We start from the raw sequence: 14,909 nt of genomic DNA, 5'->3' as shown, positions 1-14,909 counted from the left end.
CGATGGCTTCACCCACGCGATCGCGGCTTCTCAGCGCTGCCCTGGCCGGCCTGGCCCTGGTCCCGGCGTCGCTCCTCTCCATTCCCTCCGCTGGAGCCCAGAGCGTGTTCGTGCGCCCGGACCAGAACCGCCCCGCCGGTATGGCCCTGCTGCTGGAGCGGGACATCGCCGATGGCAAGCAGGCCCTGGGGGTGTTCGGCATCAGCGCCGATCCCGTCCAGCCCCAGGTCTGGCGGATCAAGGTGTGGGAGGAGCTGCCCAACGACGTCAAGGTGCGCTCCGAGACCGTCCAGTGCTTGCCCTCGGCGCCGCTGAGGGTCACCAACGACGGCCGCAATCTGATCCTGCGGGAACTCAACCCCGGCGGTGCCGTCTCGTCGGCCAATCGCATCGACCATCTGGTCTGGTGGGCCACCTGTTTCCCCCAGCACGCCGGTAAGGACCCCAACAGCCTGCGCGACCTGGCCCGGGAGCTGGGCTACAGCGGCCACCGGGTGGAGCGGGAGCAGGTGGTGCCCGCCGCCAATCTCTGAATGCGCTTCAGGGAGTGCGCTTCAGGCCTCGATAGATTCCCCCCATCGCCCAGCCGGTCCATGAGCCAGAACGAGTCCATCAGCAGGCCGGAAGAAGACACCAGCGCCGAGGAGCCGATCAGCCCACCGGCCCCGGCTCGCCTGCTGCTGGTGGATGACGAGCCGGGGCTGCGCACGGCCGTGCAGGCCTATCTGGAGGATGAGGGCTTCGATGTCACCACCGCCAACGACGGCGAAGAGGGCTGGGTGGCGGCCCAGGAGCTGATCCCCGACCTGGTGATCAGCGACGTGATGATGCCCCGTCTGGACGGCTACGGCCTGCTCAAGCGTCTGAGGGGCGACGAGCGGCTGGGGGGCACTCCGGTGATCTTCCTCACCGCCAAGGGGATGACGGCCGATCGGATCGAGGGCTTCCAGGCCGGCGTCGACGACTACATCCCCAAGCCCTTCGATCCCGATGAGCTGGTGGCCCGGGTGCGCAACGTGGTGCGCCGTCAGGAGCGGCTGCTGGCCGAGGCGGCCCGCTACGCCGATGCCGACATCGGCCAGATGGCGCGGCAGATCACCGAGATCCGCTCCCTGCTGCAGCAGACCGGATCCCACAAGAGCGCCACGCCGGCCACCCATTCCTTCACCCCCCGGGAGGGGAGCGTGCTCCAGCTGGTGGCCGAGGGGCTGATGAACAAGGAGATCGCCCGCCGCCTGGAAACCTCGATCCGCAATGTCGAGAAGTACGTGAGCCGCCTGTTCACCAAGACCGGCACCACCAGCCGCACCGAGCTGGTGCGCTACGCCCTCGAGAACGGCCTGGTTGATTGAGCCGCTGCCTCCGGGCTGGCTGCCGGCCCAGCTCAACGGCGGCTGGACCTACAGCGACCGGGTGGGCCAGCCCCAGGCGTTGATCAGTGCATTTCTGGCGGAGCGCCACCGCCACTCCGCTGCCCCCCTCTGGCGGCAGCGGCTGCAGCAGGGCGAAATTCTGCTCAACGGCCGACGGCTCGATGCCGATGGCCCCCTGCAGGCCGGCGACCGGCTCCAGTGGCAGCGTCCCCCCTGGCTGGAGGAGGCGGTGCCGGCCTGTTGGCGGGTGATCCACGACGACGGTGATCTCCATGTGATCGACAAGCCCAGCGGCCTGCCCGTGCTGCCCGCCGGCGGTTTTCTGGAGCACACCCTGCTGCACCTGCTGGAGCGCTCCTGCGAGGGTCAGCTGCTGCCGAGGCCTGTGCACCGGCTGGGGCGCCACACGTCGGGGTTGCTGGTCTGTGCCCGCCGGCCCCAGACCCGCGCCTGGTTGAGCGCCAGGCTGCGCGAGAGCACCGCAGCCCGGCCGACCGATCCTGAACCTGCCAGCCCCGCCGGTGTCTGCAGAAAGGTGTATCGCGCCCTGACCGTGCCGGCCCCGCTGCCCCTGGACCCCGGCGACACCCTGGTGATCACCACGCCGATCGGCCGGTGTCCCCATGCCGGCCTCGGCCAGATCTGGGCCGCCGCTGCCAAACCCGAAAGCTCCGGCGCCCTGGCCGCCTGGAGTGAGCTGCGCCTGCTGGAGCGCCGCCCCCGGGGGCACCTGGTGGAGGTGGCGATCCGCACGGGGCGGCCCCACCAGATCCGCATCCACCTGGCCAGCGTCGGTGTGCCGCTGCTGGGCGACCCCCTCTACCGAGCGGGCGGGACGGCCCGTGCGGAGGCCCTGCCGGGGGATGGTGGCTACCGGCTGCACGCCCACCGGCTGCGCCTGCCGTTGCCCGATGGGGGCTGGCTGGATCTGGAGGCCCCGGCACCCCCGGAGCTGCGCTGAGCTCCTTTCAGCGGGGGTGCTGGCGCATCAGCCGCTGCACCTCTCCGGCGTGATAGCTGCTGCGGGTGAGGGGGCTGCTCACCACCTGCAGGAAGCCCAGCTCACCCTCGCCGCTGGCCCTGAAGCCGTCGAACTGGGCGGGGGTGACGAAGCGCTGCACCGCCAGGTGCTTCGGCCCTGGCGAGAGGTATTGGCCGATGGTCACGATGTCCACCTGGTGGGCCCGCAGGTCCCTCAGCACCGCCACCACCTCCGCGTCGGTTTCCCCCAGCCCCACCATCAGCCCTGATTTGGTGTAGGTGCGGGGCCAGCCCTGGCGCACCCGTTGCAGCAAGTCCAGTGAGCGCTCGTAGATCCCCTGGGGCCGCACCTGCCGGTAGAGCCTGGGCACGGTTTCGATGTTGTGGTTCAGCACCTCGGGCGCCCCTTCCATCACGGCGGCCAGGGCCTGCCAGTTGCCGCAGAAATCGGGGATCAGCAGCTCGATGGTGGTGCCGGGTGAGCGGCGACGTACCTCAGAGATGCAGGCCACGAACTGGCTGGCGCCTCCGTCGTCGAGGTCATCGCGGTTCACCGATGTGATCACCACGTGGGTGAGCCCCATGCGGGCCACCGCCTCCCCCAGCCGTTCCGGTTCGCTGGGGTCGAGGGCCCTGACGCTCTTGTCGAAGTCGATGTCGCAGTAGGGGCAGGCGCGGGTGCAGCCGGGCCCCATGATCAAAAAGGTGGCCGTGCCGCCGGCGAAGCACTCGCCGATGTTCGGGCAGCTGGCCTCCTGGCAGACCGTGTTCAGCTTGAGGTCCACCAGCAGATCGGCCACCGCACCGATCCGCTCCCGCTGCGGGGCCTTGACACGCAACCAGTCGGGCTTGAGCAGGGCGTCGGGGGCCATCACTGCCGGAATCCTGGGAACAGAAGTCTAGAAACCCGCCCCGGAGGCGATCCCGTAAACTGCCATCGGCGGGATGTGGCGCAGCTTGGTAGCGCACTTCGTTCGGGACGAAGGGGCCGCAGGTTCGAATCCTGTCATCCCGATTTCAGAGAGTTCAGCCCTGACAGGCTCAGCTCAGTTCGGCGCCCGGGTAGCCCCGGGGGGTCACCATCACTCCGTCCTGGCGGCGGGAGGTGCTGTTGCCCACCAGCACCAGGCTGAGCATGTCCACCTGCTCCAGGGGCAGCTCCCCGAGGCTGTACAGCTGCACGCTCTCTTCGGCCCGGCCCAGTTGCCGTGCCAGTACCACGGGGGTTTCGGCGCTGCGTCCCTCCAGCAGCAGCTCCCGGGCCCGGCCCAGCTGCCAGTCGCGACCGAGGGAGCGGGGGTTGTAGAGCGCCACTACGAAATCGCCGCTGGCGGCGGCCCGCAGCCGTTGCTCAATCGTTGCCCAGGGGGTGAGCCGGTCGCTGAGGCTGATGGTGCAGAAATCGTGCATCAATGGGGCACCGGCCCTGGCCGCGGCCACCTGCAGGGCGGAGAGGCCGGGATGCACCGTGAAAACGGGTCTGGTCCGGGGGTCGCGCTCCAGCCAGAGCTCCAGGGCCAGCCCCGCCATGCCGTAGATGCCGCTGTCACCTGACGACACCAGCGCCACACTCAGCCCGGCATCAGCCAGCTCCAGGGCCAGGCGGCAGCGGTCCCGCTCCTGGGTGAGCTGGCCGTCGCGGCGCAGCTGGTCGGGGCGCCGCAGGGGCTCCAGCAGATCCAGGTAGAGGCCATAGCCCACCCAGACCGTGCTCTCGGCCAGGGCGAGGCGGGCGTCAGGGGTGAGCAGGCTGAGCTGCCCTGGGCCGCTGCCCACCAGATGGAGCCGCCCCCGCTGCGGGGCCCACTGCCCGGCCGTCTGGGCCACCGCCAGGGTGGCGGCTCCGCGTTCCCCTGGCTGGGCCCGCTCGATGCGCTTCTCCAGCAGCAGCTCCGGCCGGGGAGATGAGGCCAGCAGAGCGGCCGCTTCAGCCACGCTGGCGGTGCCCATTTCCCGGAGCACGGCCTGGGATGGGCTGGGCACCGGCACCTCCGAGAGGGCCTCGGCACTGAACAGCCGCAGCGGCCAGCCCTGGCGGCGGGCCAGTTCCAGCAGGGCCGGTTCATCCCCTTTGCGATCGATGCTCGCCAGCCCGGCGACGGCTTCCGGGGCCAGCTGGGCGGCATCGAGGGCCTGCTCCAGCAGGCGTTCCAGCAGGCTGAGGCTGGTGTCGCGCTCGCAGCCGAGGCCCAGCCAGAGGCTGGGGGGATGCCAACGACAGCCGGGGCCCCGGCGGGAGCTGATCACCAGCTGCAGCGGTCGATCCTCCGCTGCCGAGCCCAGCAGGGGTGCGGCGGCCTGCAGGTCCTGCCAGTCGGGGCAGCCGCTCTCCTGGCGCACGGCGATCCGCTCGCCCCGGGCCGCGGCTTTCATCAGGGCATCCCAGTCGCCCGCTCCCTTGCGCCAGCCCCAGGCCTGCCCGAAGTGATCGAGAGCCAGCTGGCCGCTGCCACTGCTGGCGCCCGTGAGCACCGCTTCGCCTCCCAGCAGGGCCGCCACCCGCTGGCTGAGTGATTCGGCTCCTGCCCCATGCCCCCCCAGCAGGGGGATGGCGAAGCGCCCCTGGGGATCCACCACCACCACCGCCGGGTCCTGGTCCTTGCCCTGCAGCAGTGGGGCCACCAGCCGGGTCACGGCCCCGCAGGCTCCCACCACCACAAAGGCCGACGCCTCACTCCAGTGGCGGCTGAGCAGCTCGGCGGCCCCGATGCCAGGTTCGGGGTGGACCTGCAGCAGACCGCCCTGATCCAGGCGCTCCAGCACGGGGGCTCCGGCCCGGCTCAGGGCCAGTCCCCAACAGATGAAGTCACTCATCCCCCGAACCTGGCACGCAGCCGCTCCAGTGCCGATGGCTTCGCTTCAGGGGCCCCACCCACCTCGCCTGCAGGCACCAGCACGGGCTCGGCCAGCAGCTCCTCGGCGGGCTGATCCGGGGCCAGATCGGAGGGCGCCTCAACAGAGATGGCATCCAGCGGTGGTTCCTCCGAAGCTGGCCATTCGCTGGCCTCGGGCACGGCCAGCGGCTCGGTCGGCTCGGCCGGTTCTGCTGGTTTCATGGGCTGCACCGGCTCGACCATGGTGGCCCCTGGCCCTAAGGAGCTGTCGTCTTCCGCGTCCTCGGGGTCAGGACTCGCCTCAGGTTCGGATCGCCGCTCAACAACAGGCTCCTCCTCCTCCACATCAGAGTTGACCTCCTCTGGATCAGGCTCTGTCTCCATTGCCACCTCCTCGGCAGGGTTCTCCGGCCGCTCACCCAGCAGGCGTTCCAGGTCTTCGCCGGAGATGGAGGCCCTTTGCCAGGGAGGAGGGGATTCAGGGCGCATCTCCAGGTTCTGAACCAGGCTGTTGAAGGGCGGATTCAGCGGCTCCCCCAGCCCGTCCAGCAGCTCCAGTTGCAGGGGGTTGCTGCCGGGGTGAAGGCCGGTGAGCCAGAGCGGCTCCTGCCGATCCACCTGGAAGCTGTCGCCATTGAGGGTCACCCGCAGCCGCCAGAGCGAGCCATCCCCGGCCAGGCGCTGCAAGGGAGCATCGATCAACAGCCAGTCGATCAGCGCGGGCTCGTGGTGGATCAGATCGCTGGGGGTGCTGCTCACCAGCTGGGGGGTGCCCCGGCGGGGTTGACTGAGGGGATTGGCGGCCAGGCCATGCAGGCGGAGTTGCGTGGCGGCGCCGGGATCCTTCACCGCTTCGCCCCAGGGTCGGGCCGCGTAGATGGTGAGGCGGTGGCTGCCAGGGCTGAGGGGAGCCATCGCCACGCTCAGGCGGTTGTCCTGACTGACTGGCGTCCCGGCGGCGTCGGGGCCGAGGCGCAGGGGCTCCTGGTCATCCAGCTGCACCACCAGATGGGCGCCAAGACCGAGAGCGCCTGCATCGGTGAGAGGCCAGTCATCAAGCGCCAGCTCCAGCGCCCAGGGCGCCACAGGCAGCACGGTGTCATCGGCCGGGGCCAGAATCCGCAGCCGGGGCTGGTGCTCCGCCAGGCGCTGGCGCAGGGCCTGACTGCCCTTGGGTGGGGACACCTCGCGCAGACTCCCGGTCATGGCCGGGCTGCCGCTGCTGAGCGGTGGCGCCTGGGGCCTCGGCCGCAGACTCCAGCCTCCGCTCAGCAGTACGGCCAGGCAGAGGAGCATCGCCCCCAGGCCCCGAAGCCCCGCTGCCACCATGCCCACCGCTCCTGATCGATGTCGGCCCACGGCCCTGGTGCCGGAAACCCTGGGCACAGTTTGGCCAGCCGACCTCGGATCGGTAAACAATGATGCCGAATGTATCCCCAACTCCGTCGGGAATTGGATAAAGAAAGCGCACTATCGCACCCTTGATGAGTGATAGAGAGCCGTGGTCAGAGCCCTGTGCCAGACAGGGGTGGCGCCGGATTGAACCTTTGTTACTTATCCCCCAAAGGGCTTGAAACTCGCCCTTATACTTCCGCCAGCGGTCCCCTCATCGGGGCCCCAGCTCCAGTGATGGCAGTGGCTTTCGGTCTTTTCCGGAACCGCTCCGCACTGTTGCCCATGGTTCCAAGGGTCTTGCCCGCGGAGCCGTGAGGCCCACCGGCCTGGCCTTCTGGCCCGGTCCGGAGGGGTGGACCTCCACCTCGACTCCGTCCCTCGAGGAACGTCTCGATGACCATCAGCCCACCAGAGCGTGGGAAAACGGCGAAGGCCCAGGTCGACCGGGTGAACAACCCGGCCACCTTCGAGCTGTTCGGCAAGCCCGGACACTTCGATCGCACCCTCGCCAAAGGTCCCAAAACCACCACCTGGGTTTGGAACCTCCACGCCAACGCTCACGATTTCGACAGCCACACGAGCGATCTTGAAGAGGTCTCCCGGAAGATCTTCAGCGCTCACTTCGGCCATCTGGCCGTCATTTTCATCTGGCTGAGCGGCGCCTTCTACCACGGTGCCCGCTTCTCCAACTACACCGGCTGGCTGGCCGACCCCCTGCACGTCAAACCCAGTGCTCAGGTGGTCTGGCCCATTTTCGGCCAGGAAATTCTCAACGCCGATGTGGGCGCCGGCTTCCACGGCATCCAGATCACTTCAGGCCTCTTCCATGTGTGGAGAGCCTGGGGTATCACCAACGAGTTCCAGCTGCTCTGCACCGCCATCGGTGCCCTAGTGATGGCTGGCCTGATGCTGAATGCAGGCGTCTTCCATTATCACAAGGCAGCCCCCAAGCTCGAGTGGTTCCAGAACGTTGAGTCCATGCTCAACCACCACCTGGCTGGTCTGCTGGGCCTGGGCTCCCTGTCCTGGACCGGGCACCTGCTGCATGTGTCCCTGCCCACCACTCAGTTGATGGATGCCATCGACGCCGGCCAGCCGCTGGTGCTCGACGGCAAGACCATCGCTTCGGTGGCGGACATCCCCCTCCCTCACGAATTCCTGAACCTGGATCTTCTGACCCAGCTGTACCCAGGTTTCGGCGCGGGTCTCTCTGCTTTCTTCACTGGCAACTGGGCCGCCTACAGCGATTTCCTCACCTTCAAAGGTGGGCTGAATCCTGTCACCGGCAGCCTCTGGATGACTGACATCGCCCATCACCACCTGGCGATCGCGGTGCTGTTCATCGTTGCTGGCCACCAATACCGCACCAACTGGGGTATCGGTCACAGCATCAAGGAGATCCTGGAAGGCCAGAAGGGTGATCCCCTGCTGTTCCCGGCTCCGAAGGGTCACGATGGCCTGTTTGAGTTCATGACCACCTCCTGGCATGCCCAGTTGGCCGTGAACCTGGCCCTGCTCGGTTCGCTGAGCATCATCGTGGCGCATCACATGTATGCGATGCCGCCCTACCCGTACATCGGGATCGACTATCCAACGCAAGTGTCGCTCTTCACCCACCACATGTGGATCGGCGGCTTCATCATCGTTGGAGCCGGTGCCCACGCGGCCATCGCACTCATCCGCGATTACGACCCCGCCCTGCATGTGGACAACGTGCTGGATCGGGTGCTCAAGGCTCGGGATGCCCTGATCAGCCACCTCAACTGGGTGTGCATCTTCCTGGGATTCCACAGCTTCGGCCTCTATATCCACAACGACACCATGCGTGCCCTGGGTCGTCCCCAGGACATGTTCAGTGACACCTCCATTCGGCTACAGCCTGTCTTCGCTCAATGGATTCAAGGTCTGCACGCCGCCGCCGCCGGTTCCACCGCACCCAATGCGCTGGCCGGTGTCAGTGAAGTGTTCAACGGTGCCGTCGTCGCCGTTGGCGGCAAGGTGGCTGCCGGTCCGATCCCCCTGGGAACGGCCGACTTCATGGTCCACCACATTCACGCCTTCACGATCCACGTCACCGTGCTGATCCTGCTGAAGGGCGTGCTTTACAGCCGCAGCTCCAGGCTTGTTCCCGACAAGGCCAACCTGGGCTTCCGCTTCCCCTGCGACGGCCCCGGCCGTGGCGGTACCTGCCAGGTTTCGGCTTGGGACCACGTGTTCCTCGGCCTCTTCTGGATGTACAACTCCATCTCTATTGTGATCTTCCACTTCAGTTGGAAGATGCAGAGCGATGTCTGGGGCACCGTGAATGCGGACGGCAGCGTCCAGCACATCACGAACGGGAACTTCGCGCAGAGCGCCATCACCATCAATGGCTGGCTGCGTGATTTCCTCTGGGCTCAGGCCGCACAGGTGATCAACAGCTACGGCTCGTCCTCCAGTGCTTACGGCCTGATGTTCCTCGGCGCCCACTTCGTCTGGGCCTTCAGCCTGATGTTCCTCTTCAGTGGCCGCGGCTACTGGCAGGAGCTGATTGAGTCCATCGTCTGGGCTCACAACAAGCTGAAGGTGGCACCCGCCATCCAGCCCCGTGCGCTGAGCATCACCCAGGGCCGTGCCGTAGGCGTTGCCCACTATCTCCTGGGAGGTATCGCTACCACCTGGGCCTTCTTCCTGTCCCGACTCATCGCGGTCGGCTGACCTCACACCTGACCTTTCCCAATGGCAACGAAATTTCCTTCGTTCAGCCAGGGTCTGGCACAGGACCCGACAACCCGCCGTATTTGGTACGGCATCGCCACGGCTCACGACTTCGAGAGCCATGACGGAATGACGGAGGAGAAGCTTTACCAAAAGCTCTTCTCCACCCATTTCGGTCACCTGGCGATCATCGGCCTCTGGGTTTCGGGCAACCTGTTCCATATCGCCTGGCAGGGCAACTTCGAACAGTGGGTCGCCGATCCACTGCACGTCCGCCCTATCGCTCACGCGATCTGGGATCCGCACTTCGGCCAGGGGGCCATCACCGCCTTCACCCAGGCGGGAGCCACCTCCCCGGTCAACATTGCGTATTCCGGTCTGTACCACTGGTGGTACACCATCGGCATGACGACCAACGTCGAGCTGTATCAGGGTTCCATCTTCATGATGATCCTGTCGGCCTGGGCGCTGTTCGCTGGTTGGCTCCACCTTCAGCCCAAGTTCCTGCCTTCCCTGGCCTGGTTCAAGAACGCTGAATCCCGCCTCAACCACCACCTCGCCGTTCTCTTCGGCTTCAGCTCCATCGCCTGGACCGGTCACCTGGTTCACGTGGCGATTCCTGAATCCCGCGGACAGCACGTTGGTTGGGACAACTTCCTGAACGTCCTGCCTCACCCCGCCGGTCTGGCTCCGTTCTTCACCGGTAACTGGGGCGTTTACGCCCAGAATCCCGACACCCTCAATCAGGTGTTCGGCACTTCAGAAGGCTCCGGCACTGCGATCCTCACCTTCCTGGGTGGTTTCCAGCCCCAGACCGAGGCCCTGTGGCTCACGGACATCGCCCACCACCACCTGGCGATTGGCTGCATCTTCGTGATTGCCGGCCACATGTACCGCACCAATTTCGGGATCGGTCACTCGATCCGTGAAATTCTCGAGGCCCACAATCCCCCCAAGGGAACTCCTGGCGACCTCGGTGCCGGCCACAAGGGTCTGTACGACACCATCAACAACTCGCTTCACTTCCAGCTCGGTCTGGCCCTGGCTTCGCTGGGTGTGATCACGAGCTTGGTGGCGCAGCACATGTATGCACTGCCGTCCTATGCGTTCATCGCTAAGGACTACACAACGCAGGCTGCTCTGTACACCCACCACCAGTACATCGCCATCTTCCTGATGTGCGGTGCCTTCGCCCACGGTGCGATCTTCTTCATCCGTGACTACGACCCCGAGGCCAACAAGGACAACGTCCTTGCTCGGATGCTGGAGCACAAAGAAGCGATCATCAGTCACCTGAGCTGGGTCTCCCTGTTCCTCGGATTCCACACCCTGGGTCTCTACGTCCACAACGACGTGGTGGTCGCCTTCGGTACCCCCGAGAAGCAGATCCTGGTGGAGCCGGTGTTCGCTCAGTTCGTGCAGGCTTCCTCCGGGAAAGCCCTTTACGGCATGGACGTCCTGCTCTCCAATTCCGAGAGCATCGCTTCCACCGCCTGGCCCAACTCCGGAGCCGTCTGGCTTCCCGGTTGGCTGGAGAGTCTCAACTCAGGCACCAACTCGCTGTTCCTGCAGATCGGCCCTGGTGACTTCCTTGTTCACCACGCCATCGCGCTTGGACTGCACACCACCACCTTGATCCTGGTGAAGGGTGCCCTGGATGCCCGGGGTTCCAAGCTGATGCCCGACAAAAAGGACTTCGGCTATTCCTTCCCCTGCGACGGCCCCGGCCGTGGCGGCACCTGCGACATCTCAGCCTGGGACGCCTTCTACCTGTCGGTCTTCTGGGCTCTGAACACCGTCGGCTGGGTCACCTTCTACTGGCACTGGAAGCACCTCGCCATCTGGCAGGGCAACGTGGCTCAGTTCAACGAATCCAGCACCTATCTGATGGGCTGGTTCCGCGACTACCTCTGGCTGAACAGCTCCCAGTTGATCAACGGCTACAATCCGTTCGGCTCGAACAACCTGGCCGTCTGGGCCTGGATGTTCCTGTTCGGTCACCTGGTGTGGGCCACCGGTTTCATGTTCCTCATCTCCTGGCGCGGTTACTGGCAGGAGCTGATTGAAACCATCGTCTGGGCTCACCAGCGCACCCCGCTCGCCAACCTGGTTGGCTGGCGCGACAAGCCCGTGGCTCTCTCGATCGTCCAGGCCCGCGTGGTTGGTCTGGCTCACTTCACAGTGGGCTACATCCTCACCTACGGAGCCTTCCTGATCGCTTCCACATCAGGCAAGTTCGGCTGATCCCTGAGGATCAGCCATCCCGAGGGACGCACCTCTAACAACTCACCCCCGGAGATTCTCCGGGGGTTTTTTTATGCGCTCTTGTTCCCTGGCCACCAGCGACGGCCCTCCAACAGCTTCACCTCCAGGTACACCACCGGCACCACGAACAGGGTCAGGCCGGTGGAGACCAGCAGCCCGTAGAAGACCACCGTGCCGATGCTGATCCGGCTGGCGGCTCCAGCTCCGGTGGCCAGCAGCAGGGGCAGGAATCCGGCCAGCGACGAGAGAGCGGTGAGCAGAATCGGGCGCAGGCGGCTGACCGCCGCTTCTTCCACCGCCTCGCGCAGACCCAGGCCTTCCTTGAGCCGCTGGTTGGCGAATTCAACGATCAAGATGCCGTTCTTGGCGGCCAGGCTCACCAGCACTAGCATGCCCACCTGGGCATAGATGTCGAGGAAGAGTCCGCGGCCGGCCAGGCCCAGCAGGGCGCCCAGCAGGGCCAGGGGCACCGTGATCAGGATGATCAGCGGATCGAGGAAGCTCTCGTAGAGACCAGCCAGCACCAGAAACACCACCACCATTCCCAGGGCGAACAGCTGCCAGGTGCGCCCCCCCGCCTGCCGCTCCTCCTTGGCCAGCCCCACCCACTCCAGGGCGATCACGGGGTTGGCCAGCTCCTGCTTCACCGCCTCCAGTCTCTGGATCGCCTGGCCTGTGCTCAGACCTGCTTTCGGCAGAGCCTGAACGGTGATCGATCGGGCCAGGCGGCTGTGGTTGATCACCGTCGGGCCGCTGTCCTGCCGCAGAGTGGCCAGCTCACGCAGGGGCACCAGATTCCCGTCCTGGCTGCGCACCTCCAGAGCCAGCACGTCCTCCGCCGTACGCCGGTAGGCCCCATCCAGCTGCACGATCACCCGCCTGACCCGCTCACCTTCGAAGGTGTCGTTGACGTAGCTGCTGCCGATGCTGGCGCCGATCGTGCTCACCACCGTGTCGAGGTCCACCCCGAGCGAAGCCATGCGCAACCGGTCGGGTTCCAGGCGCAGTTGCGGTGAATCGGCACTGAAGCGTGTGCCCACCCTCTGGAAGTCGCCTGTGGCGTTGGCGGCGGCGATGAATTCGCCGGTGGCCTGCTCGAAGTCGCTCAGGCTGAGACGGCCTCCGCTGAGATCCAGCAGCTCCAGCTCCAGTCCCCCTTCACTGCTGAATCCCCTCACCACCGGCGGCACGCTCACCAGCACCGTGGCCTCGTTGATGGAGCTGCGCAGGCGCTGGGAGAGCCGCTCAGCCACCGCCTCGCTGCTGTTCTCCGGCCGGGATCCCCGCTCCTTCAGCGGTTGCAGGCGCAGGAAAAAGATGCCTCGGTTCGGGGCGCTGTCGCCGAAGGAGCGCCCTGAGTAGAAGTTGCCCACCCGCACCAGCGGTTCGCTGGTCACCAACTGCCGCACCTGCTCCATCACCGCTTCGGTGCGCTGGATCGAGGCCCCGCCAGGCAGTATCACCACGCCGCGGATCTGGCTGTCGTCTTCCTGGGGGATGAAAGCTGTGGGCAGCTGCCCCAGGCCCCAGCCCGCCAGGATCAGGCCACCCAGCAATCCCACCAGGATCCGCCGCCGCCAGCGGAAACTGCGGTCCAGGGCCCGGCCGTACTGCTCGCCGAGTTGATGGATCCAGCGCTGGGGGCGATCCAGCAGCCGGCGCAGCCAGCGTGGTTCCGTCCAGCCGTGTTGCAGCAGCCAGCTGGAAGCCACCGGTGTGAAGGTGAGGGCATTGATGGTGGAGAAGAGGATCGTGGCGCTGATCGTGATGGCGATCGGCTGATAGAGCCGGCCCACGCTGCCGGGCATGGCCAGCACCGGCAGGAACACCACCACCAACACCAGGGAGGTGGCGATCACGGCACTGCCCAGCTCCTGCATGGCGTTTTTCGCCGCTCGCCAGGGTGGCTCCCCTTGCTCCAGCCGGCGGCCGATGTCTTCGCTGACCACGATGGCGTCATCCACCACCAGACCTGTGGCCAGCACCATGCCGAACAGGCTGAGGGTGTTGATCGAGCTGTCGGTGAGGCGCAGGATCGTGAAGCTGCCCACCAGGGCCACGGGCACCGCCACGGCGGTGATGGCCGCCAGGCGGCTGTTGCCCAGCGCCAGCACCAGCACCAGCAACACCAGCAACACCGCGTCGCGCAGGCTGCTCCAGGTGAGATCGATGCTCTCGCGCACACTGTCGGCCACATCGACGATGCGCTGCAGCTCTACCCCCAGGGGGAAGTCGGGCTCCAGCTGGCTCAGCGCGGCGTTCACGGCTTTGCTCACCTCCAGGGCATTGCTGCCGTCGCGCTGGAAGATCAGCACCGCCAGGGTGGGCTGGCCGGCCAGGTTCATGGCAGTGCTCTCGAAGCTCTCCTCATCGAGCACCACCCGCCCCACATCCTTGAGCTGCACCACTCCGCCATTGCTGGCCCGGCTCACCACCAGGCCCTCCAGTTCTCCGGCGCTGCGCAGCCGTCCCTCCATCTCCAGGGGCAGGGTGATCTCCTGATCCGCCGGGCTGGGGGCAGCGCCCACCTGACCCAGGGCGGCGAGGACGTTCTGCTCCTCCAGCGCGTCTTCGACATCGCTGATGGTGAGGTTGCGCTGCTCCAGGGCCACCGGATCCAGCCAGATCCGAAACGCCAGTTCACTGCCGCCGGCGACGGCCACGTTGCCCACCCCCGGCACCCGCTGCAACTCATCCCTGAGGCGCTGATCCAGCCAGCCGCTGAGGAAGGCATCGCTGTACATCCCCTTCGGGGTGCTGAAGCTGATCACCATCAGCAGGTCATCGGAGCTGCGGCGCACCTGCACGCCCAGCCGGGCCACTTCGGGCGGCAGCCGCCGGTTCACCAGAACGGCTTCGTTCTGGGCATTGATCTGGTTGAGCTCGGGATTGCCCCCCTCGAAGGTGAGGGTGATCGAGCTGCCGTTGGCGGAACTGGTGGAGCGGATGCTCTCCAGTCGCTCCAGCCCGTTCAGCTGTCGCTCCAGCGGAGTGGTCACCCCCTGCTCCACGGCCAGGGCCCCGCCTCCGGGATAGCTGGCGCGCACGTTCACCCGCACCGGAGCGATCGGAGGCAGGCTCTCCACCTGCAGTCCCGGCAGGCTGAGCAGGCCGGCCATCACGATCAGCACGCTCACCACCAGGGTGAGCACCGGTCGGCGCAGGAAGGGATCAGAGACCGACATCGAAACGTCTGCTCGTGGCATGTCCGGGGAGTCTGCCTGCCCTGCCCCTGCCCCTGGGTTCTGCGCTCAGGCCTGCGCGGACCTCTGACCATGAAAAAACCCCGCCGAAGCGGGGCCTGGGACAACCCGGAGGGTGTGCCTAGGGTGTGCCTGGCGGGTTGTGAGATTCAGACCGTTAT

General features: G+C 66.5%; 9 protein-coding genes and 1 tRNA gene. 6 read left to right on the top strand and 4 right to left on the bottom strand.

Annotated elements, in window-relative coordinates; translation table 11 throughout:
* The first annotated feature begins 2 nt into the window (after window positions 1-2).
* Genes KQ304_RS10510 through KQ304_RS10500 form a run of 3 tightly spaced genes read left to right on the top strand, consistent with a single transcriptional unit; the run spans window position 3 to window position 2,334 of the window.
* Window positions 3-533: a hypothetical protein gene (locus KQ304_RS10510; RefSeq protein ID WP_259737034.1), complete on the top strand. Its 531-nt coding sequence runs from the start codon at window positions 3-5 to the stop codon at window positions 531-533.
* A gap of 60 nt (window positions 534-593) precedes the next feature.
* On the top strand, window positions 594-1,352 hold the full coding sequence (locus KQ304_RS10505) for a response regulator transcription factor (protein ID WP_259737033.1): 759 nt from the start codon (window positions 594-596) through the stop codon (window positions 1,350-1,352).
* Window positions 1,345-2,334: an RluA family pseudouridine synthase gene (locus KQ304_RS10500; RefSeq protein ID WP_259737032.1), complete on the top strand. Its 990-nt coding sequence runs from the start codon at window positions 1,345-1,347 to the stop codon at window positions 2,332-2,334. Before KQ304_RS10505 ends, KQ304_RS10500 begins: the two co-directional genes overlap by 8 nt.
* Window positions 2,335-2,341: 7 nt before the next feature.
* Here the strand turns inward: KQ304_RS10500 and lipA are convergent, their stop codons facing one another.
* Window positions 2,342-3,211, bottom strand: a complete 870-nt coding sequence (gene lipA, locus KQ304_RS10495; RefSeq protein WP_259737071.1) for a lipoyl synthase — start codon at window positions 3,209-3,211, stop codon at window positions 2,342-2,344.
* Window positions 3,212-3,295: 84 nt separating this feature from the next.
* On the opposite strand from lipA, the gene KQ304_RS10490 reads away from it, so the two are divergent.
* A tRNA-Pro gene (locus KQ304_RS10490) sits at window positions 3,296-3,369 on the top strand.
* A gap of 26 nt (window positions 3,370-3,395) precedes the next feature.
* On the opposite strand, the gene cobJ is transcribed toward KQ304_RS10490, so the two are convergent.
* Both cobJ and KQ304_RS10480 read right to left on the bottom strand, forming a co-directional pair.
* Window positions 3,396-5,168 carry a precorrin-3B C(17)-methyltransferase gene (gene cobJ, locus KQ304_RS10485; RefSeq protein WP_259737031.1) on the bottom strand — a complete coding sequence of 591 codons (1,773 nt, stop codon included), beginning with the start codon at window positions 5,166-5,168 and terminating at the stop codon, window positions 3,396-3,398.
* On the bottom strand, window positions 5,165-6,514 hold the full coding sequence (locus KQ304_RS10480) for a hypothetical protein (RefSeq protein ID WP_259737030.1): 1,350 nt from the start codon (window positions 6,512-6,514) through the stop codon (window positions 5,165-5,167). Before KQ304_RS10480 ends, cobJ begins: the two co-directional genes overlap by 4 nt.
* A gap of 462 nt (window positions 6,515-6,976) precedes the next feature.
* Between KQ304_RS10480 and psaA the strand changes: the two genes are divergently transcribed.
* Both psaA and psaB read left to right on the top strand, forming a co-directional pair.
* Window positions 6,977-9,280 carry a photosystem I core protein PsaA gene (gene psaA / locus KQ304_RS10475; RefSeq protein WP_259737029.1) on the top strand — a complete coding sequence of 768 codons (2,304 nt, stop codon included), beginning with the start codon at window positions 6,977-6,979 and terminating at the stop codon, window positions 9,278-9,280.
* 21 nt (window positions 9,281-9,301) lie between these two features.
* Window positions 9,302-11,524, top strand: coding sequence for a photosystem I core protein PsaB (psaB, locus tag KQ304_RS10470; RefSeq protein WP_259737028.1), 2,223 nt, complete (start codon window positions 9,302-9,304; stop codon window positions 11,522-11,524).
* Window positions 11,525-11,595: 71 nt separating this feature from the next.
* Here the strand turns inward: psaB and KQ304_RS10465 are convergent, their stop codons facing one another.
* Complete coding sequence (locus KQ304_RS10465; protein ID WP_259737027.1) at window positions 11,596-14,730, bottom strand: efflux RND transporter permease subunit; 3,135 nt, start codon at window positions 14,728-14,730, stop codon at window positions 11,596-11,598.
* Window positions 14,731-14,909 lie beyond the last annotated feature (179 nt).

It is taken from the genome of Synechococcus sp. CS-1329 (assembly GCF_025128055.1).
GTDB lineage: Bacteria > Cyanobacteriota > Cyanobacteriia > PCC-6307 > Cyanobiaceae > Regnicoccus_A.
Note: the sequence above shows the minus strand (reverse complement) of the source record. Positions and strands in the feature narration are given on the sequence as shown.

Excerpts from the sequence above, each read along its gene's own strand:
- KQ304_RS10510 (WP_259737034.1), top strand. The coding sequence starts at position 3 with ATGGCTTCACCCACGCGATCGCGGCTTCTCAGCGCTGCCCTGGCCGGC.
- KQ304_RS10505 (WP_259737033.1), top strand. The coding sequence starts at position 594 with ATGAGCCAGAACGAGTCCATCAGCAGGCCGGAAGAAGACACCAGCGCC.
- cobJ (WP_259737031.1), bottom strand. The coding sequence starts at position 5,168 with ATGAGTGACTTCATCTGTTGGGGACTGGCCCTGAGCCGGGCCGGAGCC.
- psaA (WP_259737029.1), top strand. The coding sequence starts at position 6,977 with ATGACCATCAGCCCACCAGAGCGTGGGAAAACGGCGAAGGCCCAGGTC.
- psaB (WP_259737028.1), top strand. The coding sequence starts at position 9,302 with ATGGCAACGAAATTTCCTTCGTTCAGCCAGGGTCTGGCACAGGACCCG.
- KQ304_RS10465 (WP_259737027.1), bottom strand. The coding sequence starts at position 14,730 with ATGTCGGTCTCTGATCCCTTCCTGCGCCGACCGGTGCTCACCCTGGTG.